Annotated in this window: 4 protein-coding genes, 1 tRNA gene and 3 rRNA genes; 7 read left to right on the forward strand and 1 reads right to left on the reverse strand. The window is 65.4% G+C overall.

The features are described from left to right. Window positions 1-98 precede the first annotated feature (98 nt). The 6 genes from OHS17_RS25125 (at window position 99) to OHS17_RS25150 (ending at window position 8,601) form a co-directional block, all read left to right on the forward strand. Window positions 99-1,784, forward strand: coding sequence for a ribonuclease J (locus OHS17_RS25125; protein WP_018102298.1), 1,686 nt, complete (start codon window positions 99-101; stop codon window positions 1,782-1,784). 546 nt (window positions 1,785-2,330) lie between these two features. Then, window positions 2,331-3,856, forward strand: a 16S ribosomal RNA gene (locus OHS17_RS25130). 302 nt (window positions 3,857-4,158) lie between these two features. Continuing rightward, a 23S ribosomal RNA gene (locus OHS17_RS25135) occupies window positions 4,159-7,283 on the forward strand. A 78-nt stretch (window positions 7,284-7,361) separates the two neighbouring features. Beyond that, window positions 7,362-7,478, forward strand: a 5S ribosomal RNA gene (rrf, locus tag OHS17_RS25140). The 16S, 23S and 5S rRNA genes sit together here with 1 tRNA gene alongside, the layout of an rRNA operon. 161 nt (window positions 7,479-7,639) lie before the next feature. Then, a tRNA-Thr gene (locus OHS17_RS25145) sits at window positions 7,640-7,712 on the forward strand. Window positions 7,713-7,815: 103 nt separating this feature from the next. Next, a complete protein-coding gene (locus OHS17_RS25150; protein WP_330313972.1) occupies window positions 7,816-8,601 on the forward strand; it encodes a DUF4253 domain-containing protein in 786 nt (261 codons plus the stop codon). A gap of 76 nt (window positions 8,602-8,677) precedes the next feature. Here OHS17_RS25150 and OHS17_RS25155 read toward each other — a convergent pair whose 3' ends face one another. Then, window positions 8,678-11,284, reverse strand: a complete 2,607-nt coding sequence (locus OHS17_RS25155) for a SpoIIE family protein phosphatase (protein WP_330313973.1) — start codon at window positions 11,282-11,284, stop codon at window positions 8,678-8,680. 412 nt (window positions 11,285-11,696) lie between these two features. On the opposite strand from OHS17_RS25155, the gene OHS17_RS25160 reads away from it, so the two are divergent. Then, a complete protein-coding gene (locus OHS17_RS25160; RefSeq protein WP_330315346.1) occupies window positions 11,697-17,123 on the forward strand; it encodes a HAMP domain-containing protein in 5,427 nt (1,808 codons plus the stop codon). The last annotated feature ends 89 nt before the right edge of the window (window positions 17,124-17,212 follow it).

The following is a 17,212-nucleotide window of genomic DNA, read 5'->3' on the forward strand; positions in this document are numbered from 1 at the left end:
CCCGCGGTACAGCGACACCCAAGACAACAGCAAGTGCACGAATGACATGCGCGCCACGTGCCCAAGCGGTACGTGGCGCGCGTGGTAAGGAGAGTCTTTTGAGTCATCCGCATCCTGAACTCGGCACCCCGCCGAAGCTCGCGAAGGGCGCCCTCCGGGTCACCCCGCTCGGCGGCCTCGGCGAGATCGGCCGGAACATGACGGTCTTCGAGTACGGCGGCCGCCTGCTCATCGTCGACTGCGGTGTCCTCTTCCCCGAGGAGGAGCAGCCCGGCATCGACCTGATCCTGCCGGACTTCACGACCATCCGGGACCGCCTGGACGACGTCGAGGGCATCGTCCTCACGCACGGCCACGAGGACCACATCGGTGGCGTCCCGTACCTGCTGCGCCTGAAGCCCGACATCCCGCTCATCGGCTCCAAGCTGACCCTCGCGCTGATCGAGGCCAAGCTCCAGGAGCACCGCATCCGGCCGTACACCCTGGAGGTGGCGGAGGGGCAGCGCGAGCGCATCGGCGTCTTCGACTGCGAGTTCATCGCGGTCAACCACTCCATCCCGGACGCCCTCGCGGTCGCCATCCGGACCCCCGCGGGCATGGCCGTCGCCACCGGTGACTTCAAGATGGACCAGCTCCCGCTGGACGGCCGCCTCACCGACCTGCATGCCTTTGCCCGGCTGAGCGAGGAGGGCATCGACCTTCTGCTCTCCGACTCCACGAACGCGGAGGTCCCGGGCTTCGTACCGCCCGAGCGGGACATCCAGAACGTTCTGCGCAACGTCTTCGCCAATGCGCAGAAGCGCATCATCGTGGCGAGCTTCGCCAGCCATGTGCACCGCATCCAGCAGATCCTGGACACGGCCCACGAGTACGGCCGCCGGGTCGCCTTCGTCGGGCGCTCGATGGTCCGGAACATGGGCATCGCCCGTGACCTGGGCTACCTGAAGGTCCCGGCCGGGCTCGTCGTGGACGTCAAGACCCTCGATGACCTGCCGGACGACGAGGTCGTGCTCGTCTGCACCGGTTCGCAGGGCGAGCCGATGGCGGCCCTCTCGCGGATGGCCAACCGCGACCACCAGATCCGCATCGTCCAGGGCGACACGGTCATCCTGGCCTCTTCCCTGATCCCGGGGAACGAGAACGCGGTCTACCGCGTGATCAACGGCCTCTCGCGCTGGGGCGCCAACGTCGTTCACAAGGGCAACGCCAAGGTCCACGTCTCGGGTCACGCCTCGGCCGGCGAGCTGCTGTACTTCTACAACATCTGCCGCCCGAAGAACCTGATGCCGGTGCACGGCGAATGGCGCCATCTGCGGGCCAACGCCGAGCTCGGAGCCCTGACCGGCGTGCCGAAGGACCACATCGTCATCGCCGAGGACGGTGTGGTCGTGGACCTCATCGACGGCAAGGCGAAGATCGTCGGCAAGGTCCAGGCCGGTTACGTGTACGTCGACGGCCTCTCCGTCGGCGATGTCACGGAGACCTCGCTCAAGGACCGCCGCATCCTCGGCGACGAGGGCATCATCTCGGTGTTCCTGGTGGTCGACAGCACCTCGGGCAAGATCGTGGGCGGTCCGCACATCCAGGCCCGCGGCTCCGGCATCGACGACGCGGCCTTCACCGCGGTGGTGCCGAAGATCGAGGATGCGCTCAACAAGTCGGCCCAGGACGGTGTGCTGGAGCCGCATCAGCTCCAGCAGCTGATCCGCCGCACGGTGGGCAAGTGGGTCTCGGACACCTATCGCCGGCGCCCGATGATCCTCCCCGTCGTGGTCGAGGTCTGACCCTCCGACAGGCGCGAACTCCGGAGCGGGGCCCCCGATTTGCATCGGGGCGCTCCGCTCCAGTACGTTTACGTCTCCACCTCACCGGGAAGCAGCGAGCGCATCTGTGCGCCCCGAAGCTTCCGAGAGGGGGTGGAAATTCCGACTCAGAACTTCTGATAAAGTCGGAGCCGCCGGAAAGGGAAACGCGAAAGCGAAGAACTGGAAAGCGGAAATCGCTTGACCCGCTTCGACCGGGAATCGGACACGAAAGAGTCTGATAGAGTCGGAAACGCAAGACCGAAGGGAAGCGCCCGGAGGAAAGCCCGCAGGGGTGAGTACAAAGGAAGCGTCCGTTCCTTGAGAACTCAACAGCGTGCCAAAAGTCAACGCCAGATATGTTGATACCCCGGCCTGCTTCGGCAGGTTGGTGGTTCCTTTGAAAGCCCTGCACGATCCCCTTGGGATCGGGTAGGCAAAACACAGCGAGGACGCAGTGGACGACGGGTCATATTCCGACCTCGTTCGTTCCGCTCTCGTGATGTGTCTCCCGATTACGGGAAAACATTCACGGAGAGTTTGATCCTGGCTCAGGACGAACGCTGGCGGCGTGCTTAACACATGCAAGTCGAACGATGAAGCCCTTCGGGGTGGATTAGTGGCGAACGGGTGAGTAACACGTGGGCAATCTGCCCTTCACTCTGGGACAAGCCCTGGAAACGGGGTCTAATACCGGATAATACTTTCTCCCTCCTGGGAGAAGGTTGAAAGCTCCGGCGGTGAAGGATGAGCCCGCGGCCTATCAGCTAGTTGGTGGGGTAATGGCCTACCAAGGCGACGACGGGTAGCCGGCCTGAGAGGGCGACCGGCCACACTGGGACTGAGACACGGCCCAGACTCCTACGGGAGGCAGCAGTGGGGAATATTGCACAATGGGCGAAAGCCTGATGCAGCGACGCCGCGTGAGGGATGACGGCCTTCGGGTTGTAAACCTCTTTCAGCAGGGAAGAAGCGAAAGTGACGGTACCTGCAGAAGAAGCGCCGGCTAACTACGTGCCAGCAGCCGCGGTAATACGTAGGGCGCAAGCGTTGTCCGGAATTATTGGGCGTAAAGAGCTCGTAGGCGGCTTGTCACGTCGGTTGTGAAAGCCCGGGGCTTAACCCCGGGTCTGCAGTCGATACGGGCAGGCTAGAGTGTGGTAGGGGAGATCGGAATTCCTGGTGTAGCGGTGAAATGCGCAGATATCAGGAGGAACACCGGTGGCGAAGGCGGATCTCTGGGCCATTACTGACGCTGAGGAGCGAAAGCGTGGGGAGCGAACAGGATTAGATACCCTGGTAGTCCACGCCGTAAACGTTGGGAACTAGGTGTTGGCGACATTCCACGTCGTCGGTGCCGCAGCTAACGCATTAAGTTCCCCGCCTGGGGAGTACGGCCGCAAGGCTAAAACTCAAAGGAATTGACGGGGGCCCGCACAAGCAGCGGAGCATGTGGCTTAATTCGACGCAACGCGAAGAACCTTACCAAGGCTTGACATACACCGGAAAGCATCAGAGATGGTGCCCCCCTTGTGGTCGGTGTACAGGTGGTGCATGGCTGTCGTCAGCTCGTGTCGTGAGATGTTGGGTTAAGTCCCGCAACGAGCGCAACCCTTGTTCTGTGTTGCCAGCATGCCCTTCGGGGTGATGGGGACTCACAGGAGACTGCCGGGGTCAACTCGGAGGAAGGTGGGGACGACGTCAAGTCATCATGCCCCTTATGTCTTGGGCTGCACACGTGCTACAATGGCCGGTACAATGAGCTGCGATGCCGCGAGGCGGAGCGAATCTCAAAAAGCCGGTCTCAGTTCGGATTGGGGTCTGCAACTCGACCCCATGAAGTCGGAGTTGCTAGTAATCGCAGATCAGCATTGCTGCGGTGAATACGTTCCCGGGCCTTGTACACACCGCCCGTCACGTCACGAAAGTCGGTAACACCCGAAGCCGGTGGCCCAACCCCTTGTGGGAGGGAGCTGTCGAAGGTGGGACTGGCGATTGGGACGAAGTCGTAACAAGGTAGCCGTACCGGAAGGTGCGGCTGGATCACCTCCTTTCTAAGGAGCATCTAGATTCCGCAAGGAATCCAGAGCCACTACGTCGGCAAATGTTCGACGGTGGTCAGCTCATGGGTGGAACGTTGACTACTCGGCACGACAAGTTGTTTGTCACTAGTACTGCTTCGGCGTGGAACGTGTAGGAACAACTGGTCGGGTCGGGCACGCTGTTGGGTATCTGAAGGTACGGGCTCGTTTGAGTCTGTCCTTCGGTTGCCGGCCCCAGTGAACTCGCCCGTGAGGGTGGGGTGGTGGGTGGCTGGTCGTTGTTTGAGAACTGCACAGTGGACGCGAGCATCTGTGGCCAAGTTTTTAAGGGCGCACGGTGGATGCCTTGGCACCAGGAACCGATGAAGGACGTGGGAGGCCACGATAGGCCCCGGGGAGCTGTCAACCGAGCTTTGATCCGGGGGTGTCCGAATGGGGAAACCCGGCAGTCGTCATGGGCTGTCACCCGCTGCTGAACACATAGGCAGTGTGGAGGGAACGAGGGGAAGTGAAACATCTCAGTACCCTCAGGAAGAGAAAACAACCGTGATTCCGGGAGTAGTGGCGAGCGAAACTGGATGAGGCCAAACCGTATGCGTGTGATACCCGGCAGGGGTTGCGCATGCGGGGTTGTGGGATCTCTCTTTCATAGTCTGCCGGCTGTGAGACGAGTCAGAAACCGTTGGTGTAGGCGAAGGACATGCGAAAGGTCCGGCGTAGAGGGTAAGACCCCCGTAGCTGAAACATCAACGGCTCGTTTGAGAGACACCCAAGTAGCACGGGGCCCGAGAAATCCCGTGTGAATCTGGCGGGACCACCCGTTAAGCCTAAATATTCCCTGGTGACCGATAGCGGATAGTACCGTGAGGGAATGGTGAAAAGTACCGCGGGAGCGGAGTGAAATAGTACCTGAAACCGTGTGCCTACAAGCCGTGGGAGCGTCGCTGTATGTGCTTGCACATACGGTCGTGACTGCGTGCCTTTTGAAGAATGAGCCTGCGAGTTAGCGGTGTGTAGCGAGGTTAACCCGTGTGGGGAAGCCGTAGCGAAAGCGAGTCCGAATAGGGCGTTTGAGTTGCACGCTCTAGACCCGAAGCGGAGTGATCTAGCCATGGGCAGGTTGAAGCGGAGGTAAGACTTCGTGGAGGACCGAACCCACCAGGGTTGAAAACCTGGGGGATGACCTGTGGTTAGGGGTGAAAGGCCAATCAAACTCCGTGATAGCTGGTTCTCCCCGAAATGCATTTAGGTGCAGCGTCGTGTGTTTCTTGCCGGAGGTAGAGCACTGGATAGGCGATGGGCCCTACCGGGTTACTGACCTTAGCCAAACTCCGAATGCCGGTAAGTGAGAGCGCGGCAGTGAGACTGTGGGGGATAAGCTCCATGGTCGAGAGGGAAACAGCCCAGAGCATCGACTAAGGCCCCTAAGCGTACGCTAAGTGGGAAAGGATGTGGAGTCGCAGAGACAACCAGGAGGTTGGCTTAGAAGCAGCCACCCTTGAAAGAGTGCGTAATAGCTCACTGGTCAAGTGATTCCGCGCCGACAATGTAGCGGGGCTCAAGCGTACCGCCGAAGTCGTGTCATTCCAGCATGAGGGCCAACGCCTGCTGGGATGGGTAGGGGAGCGTCGTGTGCCGGGTGAAGCAGCCGCGGAAGCGAGTTGTGGACGGTTCACGAGTGAGAATGCAGGCATGAGTAGCGATACACACGTGAGAAACGTGTGCGCCGATTGACTAAGGGTTCCTGGGTCAAGCTGATCTGCCCAGGGTAAGTCGGGACCTAAGGCGAGGCCGACAGGCGTAGTCGATGGACAACCGGTTGATATTCCGGTACCCGCTTTGAAACGCCCAGTACTGAGCCCATTAATGCTAAGTCCGTGAAGCCGGCCCGATCTCTTCGGAGTTGAGGGTAGTGGTGGAGCCGACGAACCAAGGTGGTAGTAGGTAAGCGATGGGGTGACGCAGGAAGGTAGTCCAGCCCGGGCGGTGGTTGTCCCGGGGTAAGGGTGTAGGACGCACGGTAGGCAAATCCGTCGTGCATATAAGTCTGAGACCTGATGCCGAGCCGATTGTGGTGAAGTGGATGATCCTATGCTGTCGAGAAAAGCCTCTAGCGAGTTTCATGGCGGCCCGTACCCTAAACCGACTCAGGTGGTCAGGTAGAGAATACCGAGGCGTTCGGGTGAACTATGGTTAAGGAACTCGGCAAAATGCCCCCGTAACTTCGGGAGAAGGGGGGCCATCACTGGTGATCCGATTTACTCGGTGAGCTGGGGGTGGCCGCAGAGACCAGCGAGAAGCGACTGTTTACTAAAAACACAGGTCCGTGCGAAGCCGTAAGGCGATGTATACGGACTGACGCCTGCCCGGTGCTGGAACGTTAAGGGGACCGGTTAGCTGCTCTTCGGGGTGGCGAAGCTGAGAACTTAAGCGCCAGTAAACGGCGGTGGTAACTATAACCATCCTAAGGTAGCGAAATTCCTTGTCGGGTAAGTTCCGACCTGCACGAATGGCGTAACGACTTCTCGACTGTCTCAACCATAGGCCCGGTGAAATTGCACTACGAGTAAAGATGCTCGTTTCGCGCAGCAGGACGGAAAGACCCCGGGACCTTTACTATAGTTTGATATTGGTGTTCGGTTCGGCTTGTGTAGGATAGGTGGGAGACTTTGAAGCGGCCACGCCAGTGGTTGTGGAGTCGTCGTTGAAATACCACTCTGGTCGTGCTGGATGTCTAACCTGGGTCCGTGATCCGGATCAGGGACAGTGTCTGATGGGTAGTTTAACTGGGGCGGTTGCCTCCTAAAGAGTAACGGAGGCGCCCAAAGGTTCCCTCAGCCTGGTTGGCAATCAGGTGTTGAGTGTAAGTGCACAAGGGAGCTTGACTGTGAGACCGACGGGTCGAGCAGGGACGAAAGTCGGGACTAGTGATCCGGCAGTGGCTTGTGGAAGCGCTGTCGCTCAACGGATAAAAGGTACCCCGGGGATAACAGGCTGATCTTCCCCAAGAGTCCATATCGACGGGATGGTTTGGCACCTCGATGTCGGCTCGTCGCATCCTGGGGCTGGAGTCGGTCCCAAGGGTTGGGCTGTTCGCCCATTAAAGCGGTACGCGAGCTGGGTTTAGAACGTCGTGAGACAGTTCGGTCCCTATCCGCTGTGCGCGTAGGAATATTGAGAAGGGCTGTCCCTAGTACGAGAGGACCGGGACGGACGAACCTCTGGTGTGCCAGTTGTTCTGCCAAGGGCATGGCTGGTTGGCTACGTTCGGAAAGGATAACCGCTGAAAGCATCTAAGCGGGAAGCCTGCTTCGAGATGAGTATTCCCACCCTCTTGAAGGGTTAAGGCTCCCAGTAGACGACTGGGTTGATAGGCCAGATGTGGAAGCCCGGTAACGGGTGGAGCTGACTGGTACTAATAGGCCGAGGGCTTGTCCTCAGTTGCTCGCGTCCACTGTGTTAGTTCTGAAATAACGAACAGCCGTGTTTTCATCCGGTTGGTTCAATTTCATAGTGTTTCGGTGGTCATTGCGTTAGGGAAACGCCCGGTTACATTCCGAACCCGGAAGCTAAGCCTTTCAGCGCCGATGGTACTGCAGGGGGGACCCTGTGGGAGAGTAGGACGCCGCCGAACTCCTTTTAGGAAGAGCCCCGTGCCCTTGTGGCACGGGGCTCTTTCGCTTTTCCGAGGGTTGTTCGCCCCCCCCCCAGTACCCCTCTGGACCGCCGGCCGAGGCGGTTTTGCATACCCCTTGGATCAGGGTATGCTTTAGCTCGTTGCCGCAGGGCAGCAAGGCCCCAATAGCTCAGTCGGTAGAGCGTCTCCATGGTAAGGAGAAGGTCTGCGGTTCGATTCCGCATTGGGGCTCAGAAGAAAGAAAGGCCTCGCCAGTCGGCGGGGCCTTTCTTCATGCCCGGGGTCCAGTACTGCGGGCAGTTGCGATGTCAGTGCCGCGGTCTACGGTGCGACCATGTCGTTTGTCCTGCCCGAGGGGCGGCCTCCCGGCCGGTTCCTGTCGTCGGGGCCCGCACACGCGTGGGTCTCTGATGACTTTCCTGAGGCCGTCGATGACTTGTGGCCCCGCCTGCTGGGCGAGCAGAAGGCCCGCGGCCTGGTTCCGCTCCTGTGCCGGCCCTATGCCCTGGGGAGGCCGCTCGGCCTGGACCAGGTCGATGCCGTCCGCCTGGAAGAGGTGCTGGCCGCGGACTTCGCCGAGTACCGGCGTACGAGACTGCCCTTGTGGACGGACACGACACCGGCCCCGGTGCCTGACGGGATCGAACCATGGCCCCACGACCCCGGGCCGCCCTTCGAACAGTGGCCGGGCCTGGCACCGGAGATGACGACTGCGTCCGGGGACCCGAAGCCTGAGGAAGCGGCGGCAAGCCTGCTGTCCAGGCTCATCGAGAGGGGGCAGTCCGGGCTGGACGAGTGCCGACTCGTGCTTGTCCCTGCCCGGCGCAGCAGCGATGCTCTGGCGTCGATCGGCTGGTCGGCGGAGGCACCGCTGCCTCTGCTGTGTGCACTCCTGCGGAGCTGGGAAGACCGCTTCGGCGCCCGGGTCGTAGCGGTGTCCGGCAGCGAGCTGCACGTATCGGTCGCGAGGCCGCCCGTCGAAGCGGAGCACGCGAACCTGCTCGCCTTGGAACACGTGCTCTCGACCGCCAACAACATCGTCGACGACCCGCCCACACCGTTCCCCGAGTACGCGACGGATCTCAGGGGACGGACTTCCTGGTCGTTCTGGTGGGACTAGGGTCGTCGGATCCGCATGGGACACTTCGCGATCGAGGGCGGCGTCATGCCCTGGGTGAGCAGGCGGGGACGGCCCACTACTGCGGTTCCGGGACCCTCATGGTCAGGATGGCCATGTCGTCCGAGGGGGGCTCGGCGGCGAAGCGTTCGACGGCTCGGAGGATGCGTGCGGCCACCGCGCCCGCCGTGAGGCCCGTGCAGTGGGCGAGCACGTCCGCCAGGCCGTCGTCGCCGAGCATCCGCGTACCCTCACGGCGTTCCGTCACACCGTCCGTCACGCACAACAGGACGTCGCCCGGCTCCAGGGTGAACTCCTGCTCGTACAGCTCCAGGTCCTCCATGACGCCCAGCAGCGGCTGCGGGTCCGCCGCGGGCTCCACCGAGCCGTCCTGGCGCAGACGCAGCGGCAGCGGGTGGCCCGCGCAGACGACCTTCAGGAGGGCGCTGCCGTCCTCCTGCGGCCACAGCTCACCGTAGAGCAGCGTGAGGAAGCGGCTGCGGGTCCCCTCGTCGAGGATCGCCGCGTTGAGCCGCTCCAGGACCGCGGGGCCGGCGAAGCCCTCCCGGGCCAGCAGGCGCAGCGCGTGGCGGGCCAGGCCCGTGACGGCCGCCGCCTCCGGCCCCGTACCGCACACGTCGCCGATGGCGAACCCGTACGCGCCGTCCCGGATCGGGAAGACGTCGTAGAAGTCGCCGCCGACCTCATTGCCCTCGCCGGCCGCGCGGTAGATGACGTCCACCTCGACGTTGGGCACGGCAGGCAGGCCCGGCGGAAGGAGGCTGCGCTGGAGGGACTGGCTGATCGCCGTGCGCTCCGAGTAGAGGCGGGCGTTGTCCAGGGCCAGGGCGGCCCGGCGGGACAGGTCCTCGGCCAGCTCCAGGATCTCCTGGCGGAAGTGGTCGTCGGACGGCTTGCCGAGCGTCAGCATGCCGATGACGCGGTTACGGGCGACCAGGGGGAGGACGACGGTCTCGCCGCCCACCGCCGCGGCGGTCGCCAGCGTCGTACGCGTGGTCGAGCCGAGGCCGCCCGCGTCGCCGATCCCGATACTCCGCATCGAGGTCCGCAGCGCCGCCTCGTGGGCGGCCTCGGAGGGAGCCGCCCACACCCGCGCCCCGGGGGTCCGTACGGGCTCCGGCGGGGAGATCCGGGTGAGCAGGCTCTTGAGCCCGTCGATGCGCTCCTCGTCCTCGTGCAGCACGTAGGAGAGCTCCGGGTCCGACGCCGGGTCGGCGATCGTGTAGACGGCGCACCACGTCGCCAGCGTCGGGACCGTCATCTGGGCCATCAGGGCCAGCGTCTGGTCCCGGTCCAGGGTGCCCGCCAGCAGGTCCGACGCCTCCACGAGGAAGGACAGCGAACCGCGGCGCAGCCGCTCCAGCTCGCCGAGGCGCGCCGACTCGACCGCGAGGGCGATCCGGTCCGCGGCGAACTGGAGGCGCAGCGCCTCCTCGTTGGAATAGCGGCCCGCGGCCTCGGCCGCGACGCCCAGCGAGCCCGTAAGGCGCCCCTCGACCTTCAGCGGGACCGTGACCACCGAACGCATGCCGGTGTTGCCGAGCAGCGGGACCGCGCCCGGGACGGCGTCCAGGTCCTCGTGGACGGCGGGCATCCGGGCGGAGCCGTACCGGCCGGTTCCGGCCTCGACGGGGACGCGGGCGAAGCGCTGACGGGCGGAGGGCAGGCCGGTCGTGGCGCGCACCTCCAGCTCGGTCTCGTCGTCCGTGGCGAGCAGGAGGAAGGCGGCGTCGGCGTCCAGCATGTCGCGCGCCCGCTCGACGGTGCGCTGGAGCAGGCCGTCGAGGTCGTCGGGGGCGGGGGAGCCGATGAAGACCTCGAAGGGGTCCGTCTTGCGGCTCTCGGCGGTGTCCGAGACGGGGGCCCGCACGGGGGTCTGGAGGACCGCGCGCTCGTAGTCGCGCACCAGCAGGCAGACCGTGGACGGTTCGCCCTGAGGGTCCCGTACGCGCAGGTGGGAGCCGTAGACCGGGGTGGTGCGGCCGTCGGCGCCCCGGATGCCGTAGCTGCCCTCCCAGCGGGAGAGGCGCAGGGCGTCCGCGATGCCGGTGCTGGTGCCCGGGGTCTGCGGCCAGGCGGTGAAGTCGGTGAGCTGCTTGCCGAGGACCTGGTCCGCCGTGTGACCGAAGAGGTACGCGGCGTCGTCGTTCCACGCGGCGACGGCGCCCTCGCTGTCGACCTGGACGACGGCGACCCTGACGCGTTCGTCGGTGACCGGGAGCAGGCCCACCGGCAGCAGCGGACCGGCCGAGCGGACGCCCACCGGGCGGTCCGGGAGATCGAGCTGGAACCAGACATGTTTGCGCGTGGGGGAGTACTCGACGCCCCACCGGGAAGCCAGAGCCGCGCACAGCAGCAGACCGCGCCCGTTCTCGCTGTCCATGCTGCCGAGATCGAGGGCGGCCGGCTGGAGCGGGATCTCCCGCTCCGGGTAGTGGTCGGCGATCTCCACCCGGACGCCGTCCTCCGTGCGCAGACACAGCACGTCCGCGGCGGTGCCGGCGTGGATGACGGCATTGGTGACGAGCTCGCTGGTCAGGACGACGGCGTCGTCCACGACGTCGGTGTACCCCCAGCCCTGGAGCGTGTCGCGGACAAAGGCACGGGCCGTCGCGACGGAGCGCGCCACCGGGTCGAAGGTGGCAGCCGCACGCGCCGTGATCACAGCACTCCCCATATGGTGTCTCGTCGCTTCCCCGAGTCCGTGCCCGTTTCTCGCCGCTTCGATTCGCCTGCCAGGCTAGACGCTCCCCCCGCGCACCGGGTACACGAGGGCGGACTTCGGACAGGGCCGGGCGGGAACGGTCGGATGACCGGACAGGATGGGCTTCCCCTCGGAGGGATGGGGGACAACCATGGGAGGTTCCACCCCGACCGGTTCCCGCCTGGTACGTTTCAACGATTTGACGTCCGCATGGTCACCCGTCGACGGTGGGCTGTGGCGGTGAGCCGTGGAAGTTCTGGGCAGGCTCTCGGACGACGTTTCTAGTGAGATGGTCAACCCCTGCGGGAGGGACACGGTGGAGTCTGACGTGGCGGCGCGGGGTTCGGGTACGCGCAGTAAGGGCGGGCAGTCCGTGAAGAAGCAGCGCAATGGAACCGTCGAGGTAGACGCGGCGGCGCTCCACAGACTGCTGGCCGGCCTGGTCGCCATGCGCGACGGGAACTTCCGCAGGCGCGTCACCGTCTCCGGCGAAGGCGTGATGGCGGAGCTCGCCGCGGTCTTCAACGAGGTCGCCGACCGCAATGTGCACCTCACCGGCGAGCTGGCCCGGGTGCGCCGCGTCGTCGGGCGGGAGGGCAAGCTCACCGAGCGCCTGGAGACGGGTGCCTGCGAGGGCTCCTGGGCCGCCGCGATCGACGCCTCCAACGAGCTGGTGGACGATCTCGCGCGCCCGGTCTCGGAGGTCGGGCGGGTGCTGTCGGCGGTGGCCGACGGTGATCTCGAACAGCGGATGGAGCTGCGCTCCCACACGGCGGACGACACGGTACGGCCGCTGCGCGGCGAGTTCCTGAAGGTCGCCCGTACCGTCAACAACCTGGTCGACCAGCTGTCGGCGTTCACCGAGCAGGTGACGCGGGTGGCGGTCGAGGTGGGGACCGAGGGCAAGCTGGGCGGCCAGGCGCAGGTGCGCGGGATGTCCGGTTCGTGGAAGGACCTCACGGACTCCGTCAACACCATGGCGTACCGGCTGACCGCACAGGTGCGCGACATCGCGCTGGTGACGACGGCCGTGGCCAAGGGTGACCTGTCGCGGAAGGTCACCGTCCATGTGGCCGGTGAGATGCTCCAGCTGAAGAACACCGTCAACACGATGGTCGACCAGCTGTCCTCGTTCTCCTCCGAGGTGACCCGGGTCGCCCGCGAGGTGGGCACGGAGGGCGAGCTCGGCGGCCAAGCCGTGGTGCCGGGCGTGGCCGGGGTGTGGAAGGACCTCACGGACTCCGTCAACACGATGGCCGGCAACCTCACCTCCCAGGTGCGTGGCATCGCGGAGGTGACGACGGCGGTCGCCAACGGTGACCTGTCGCAGAAGGTTCAGGTCAGCGCGCGCGGCGAGGTCGCGCAGCTCGCCGAGACGATCAACCAGATGACCGAGACGCTGCGCACCTTCGCGGACGAGGTCACCCGCGTGGCCAGCGAGGTCGGCGGGCAGGGCGTGCTCGGCGGCCAGGCGCAGGTGCCGGGCGCCGCCGGGACCTGGAAGGACCTCACCGACTCGGTGAACACGGTCTTCCGGAACCTGACGACCCAGGTGCGCGACATCGCCCAGGTGACGACGGCGGTGGCCAGCGGTGACATGACGCAGAAGGTCACGGTCGATGTGGCCGGCGAGATGCTGGAGCTGAAGAACACCGTCAACACGATGGTGGACCAGCTCCAGTCCTTCGGTTCGGAAGTGACCCGGGTGGCCCGGGAGGTCGGTGTCGAGGGCCGGCTCGGCGGGCAGGCCGAGGTGCCGGGCGCCGCCGGGACCTGGAAGGACCTCACGGACTCCGTGAACACGGCCTTCCGCAACCTGACCGGTCAGGTCCGCGACATCGCGCAGGTCACGACTGCCGTCGCCAACGGCGACCTGTCGCAGAAGGTCACCGTCGACGTCGCGGGCGAGATGCTGGAGCTCAAGAACACCGTCAACACGATGGTGGCGCAGCTCTCCTCGTTCGCCGACCAGGTCACGCGGATGGCGCGGGACGTGGGCACCGAGGGCCGCCTCGGCGGTCAGGCGCGGGTCGACGGCGTCTCCGGTACGTGGAAGGAGCTCACCGACTCCGTCAACTTCATGGCGGGGAACCTGACCTCCCAGGTGCGCCAGATCGCACAGGTCACGACGGCGGTGGCGCGGGGCGACCTGTCGCAGAAGATCGACGTGGACGCGCGCGGCGAGATCCTGGAGCTGAAGAACACCATCAACACGATGGTCGACCAGCTCTCCGCCTTCGCGGAGCAGGTGACCCGGGTCGCCCGCGAGGTGGGTACGGACGGGCGGCTCGGCGGCCAGGCGCAGGTGCCCGGCGTGGCCGGTGTGTGGCGCGATCTGACCGACTCGGTGAACGGGATGGCGGGGAACCTCACCGCTCAGGTCCGTAACATCGCGCAGGTCGCCACGGCGGTGGCGCGCGGTGACCTGTCGCAGAAGATCGACGTGGACGCGCGCGGCGAGATCCTGGAGCTGAAGAACACCCTCAACACCATGGTCGACCAGCTCTCGAACTTCGCGGAGCAGGTGACGCGGGTGGCCCGCGAGGTGGGTACCGAGGGCATTCTGGGCGGTCAGGCCGAGGTGCAGGGCGTCTCGGGTACGTGGAAGGACCTCACGCAGTCCGTCAACGGCATGGCGAACAACCTCACCCTTCAGGTGCGGAACATCGCCGAGGTGACGACGGCGGTCGCCAACGGCGACCTGTCCAAGAAGATCACCGTCGACGCCAAGGGCGAGATCCTCGAACTGGTGACGACCGTCAACACGATGGTCGACCAGCTGCTCAACTTCGCCGACGAGGTGACCCGCGTCGCGCGTGAGGTGGGCACCGAGGGCATCCTCGGCGGCCAGGCGCGGGTGCGCGGGGCGACGGGCATCTGGAAGGACCTCAGCGACAACGTCAACCTGATGGCCAACAACCTGACCAGCCAGGTGCGGAACATCTCCCGCGTCTCGTCCGCCGTCGCCAACGGCGACCTGACGAAGAAGGTCACCGTCGAGGCGCGCGGCGAGGTCGCCGAGCTGGCCGACACCGTCAACACGATGGTGACGACGCTGTCCTCGTTCGCGGACGAGGTGACCCGCGTCGCCCGCGAGGTGGGCACCGAGGGCGAGCTGGGCGGCCAGGCGCGCGTCCCGGGCGTCTCCGGTACGTGGAAGGACCTCACCGAGTCCGTGAACTCGATGGCGTCCAACCTGACGGGCCAGGTGCGCCAGATCGCCGCGGTCACGACGGCCATCGCCAAGGGCGACCTCACCAAGAAGATCGACATCGATGCGCGCGGCGAGATCCAGCAGCTGAAGAACACCATCAACACGATGGTCGACCAGCTGTCGTCGTTCGCCGAGCAGGTGACCCGGGTCGCCCGCGAGGTGGGTACCGAGGGGCAGCTCGGCGGTCAGGCGCGGGTGCGCGACGTGGACGGCACCTGGCGCGACCTCACCGAGTCGGTGAACGAGATGGCCGGGAACCTGACCCGTCAGGTGCGCGCCATCGCGGCCGTCGCGACGGCGGTGACGCGCGGCGACCTGAACCTGAAGATCGACGTGGACGCGGCGGGCGAGATCCAGGCCCTCCAGGACAACATCAACACGATGATCGCGAACCTGCGCGACACCACCGCCACCAACAAGGAGCAGGACTGGCTGAAGGGCAACCTGGCCCGCATCTCCGGTCTGATGCAGGGGCGGCGCGACCTGGACGACGTCGCCTCGCTGATCATGAGCGAGCTGACCCCCGTGGTCTCCGCGCAGCACGGCGCGTTCTTCCTGGCCACGCCCACCGGCGAGACCGACGCGCTGGGCGCCGAGGCCGAGGGGGCGTACGAGCTGCGGATGCGGGGGAGCTACGGCTACTCCGCCGGCTCCATGCCGACGTCCTTCCGGCCGGGCGAGACGCTCATCGGGACGGCCGCCGAGGAGAAGCGGACGATTCAGGTGGACAACGTTCCGCCGGGGTACCTGAAGATCTCCTCCGGGCTCGGTGAGGCACCGCCCGCGCATGTGATCGTGCTTCCGGTGCTGTTCGAGGGCAAGGTCCTCGGAGTCATCGAACTGGCCTCGTTCCAGCCGTTCACGCACATCCAGCGGGACTTCCTCAACCAGCTCGCGGAAATGATCGCCACGAGCGTCAACACCATCAGCGTCAACACGACGACCGAGAAGCTGCTCGAACAGTCGCAGGAGCTCACCGAGCAATTGCGCGACCGCTCGCAGGAATTGGAGAACCGGCAGAAGGCCCTCCAGGCGTCCAACGCCGAACTGGAGGAGAAGGCCGAGCTGCTGGCCAGGCAGAACCGCGACATCGAGGTCAAGAACACCGAGATCGAGGAGGCGCGGCAGGTCCTGGAGGAGCGCGCCGAACAGCTCGCCGTCTCGATGCGCTACAAGTCCGAGTTCCTGGCGAACATGTCGCACGAGCTGCGTACGCCGCTCAACTCGCTGCTCATTCTGGCCAAGTTGCTCGCGGACAACGCCGAGGGCAATCTCTCGCCGAAGCAGGTGGAATTCGCCGAGACGATCCACGGGGCCGGTTCCGACCTGCTCCAGCTGATCAACGACATCCTCGATCTGTCGAAGGTCGAGGCGGGCAAGATGGACGTCAGCCCGACGCGGATCGCCCTGGTGCAGCTCGTGGACTATGTGGAGGCGACCTTCCGGCCGCTCACCGCGGAAAAGGGGCTGGATTTCTCCGTACGGGTGTCGCCGGAGCTGCCGGCCACGCTGCACACGGACGAGCAGCGGCTCCTCCAAGTGCTGCGCAACCTGCTGTCCAACGCGGTGAAGTTCACCGACGGCGGGGCCGTCGAGCTGGTGATCAGGCACGCCGGCCAGGAGGTGCCGGACGCCATCCGCGAGCAGCTGCTGGAGGCCGGTTCGCTGCGGGACGCGGACGGCGAGCTGATCGCCTTCTCGGTGACGGACACCGGCATCGGGATCGCGGCCAGCAAGATGCGGGTCATCTTCGAGGCGTTCAAGCAGGCGGACGGGACGACCAGCCGCAAGTACGGGGGCACGGGCCTGGGTCTGTCCATCAGCCGCGAGATCGCCCGGCTGCTGGGCGGTGAGATCCACGCGGCGAGCGAGCCCGGCCGCGGCTCCACGTTCACCCTGTACCTGCCGCTGCACCCGAGCGAACTCCCGCCGCAGGGCTACCCGCAGCTCGCTCCGGGGCAGTCCGACGGCCAGACCGGCGCGATCGAGGGCGGCCGGACCCCGGAGCCCGGACAGGTGTACGTGCCGGACGCCGCCCAGGCCGCCCCGCGCCGCCGGCGCAAGGCGCTGGGAGGCGCGCAGCAGCAGCCCGCGCTGCCGCCGCGTCCGGTGCCCGCCCCCGCCCCGCAGCCGGGTCGGGCCACCGAGCCGGAGGCGTGGACCGTGGGCGGTCAGGAGGAGCCCGAGCAGCCGCGCAGGACGTTCCGGTTCGGCGGCGAGAAGGTGCTGATCGTGGACGACGACGTCCGCAACGTCTTCGCGCTCACCAGCGTGCTGGAACAGCACGGACTGACGGTCCTCTACGCCGAGAACGGGCGCGAGGGCATCGAAGTCCTGGAGCAGCACGACGATGTGACGGTCGTACTGATGGACATCATGATGCCGGAGATGGACGGTTACGCGACGACCTCGGCGATCCGCAGGATGCCGCAGTTCGCCGAGCTGCCGATCGTGGCCCTGACCGCCAAGGCGATGAAGGGCGACAAGGAGAAGGCGCTCGAATCGGGTGCGTCCGACTATGTCACCAAGCCGGTCGATCCCGACCATCTTCTTTCGGTCATGGAAGGGTACGTGCGCGGTGAGTGAGCGCCTGCTGAGAGAATCCATGAAGATTTGTTGACCGGTGGTGTACGAAGGAGTGTGGGAACGCGGATTGCGGGGAACCTTCTGGTCTC

Source organism: Streptomyces sp. NBC_00523 (genome assembly GCF_036346615.1).
Classification (GTDB): Bacteria; Actinomycetota; Actinomycetes; order Streptomycetales; family Streptomycetaceae; genus Streptomyces.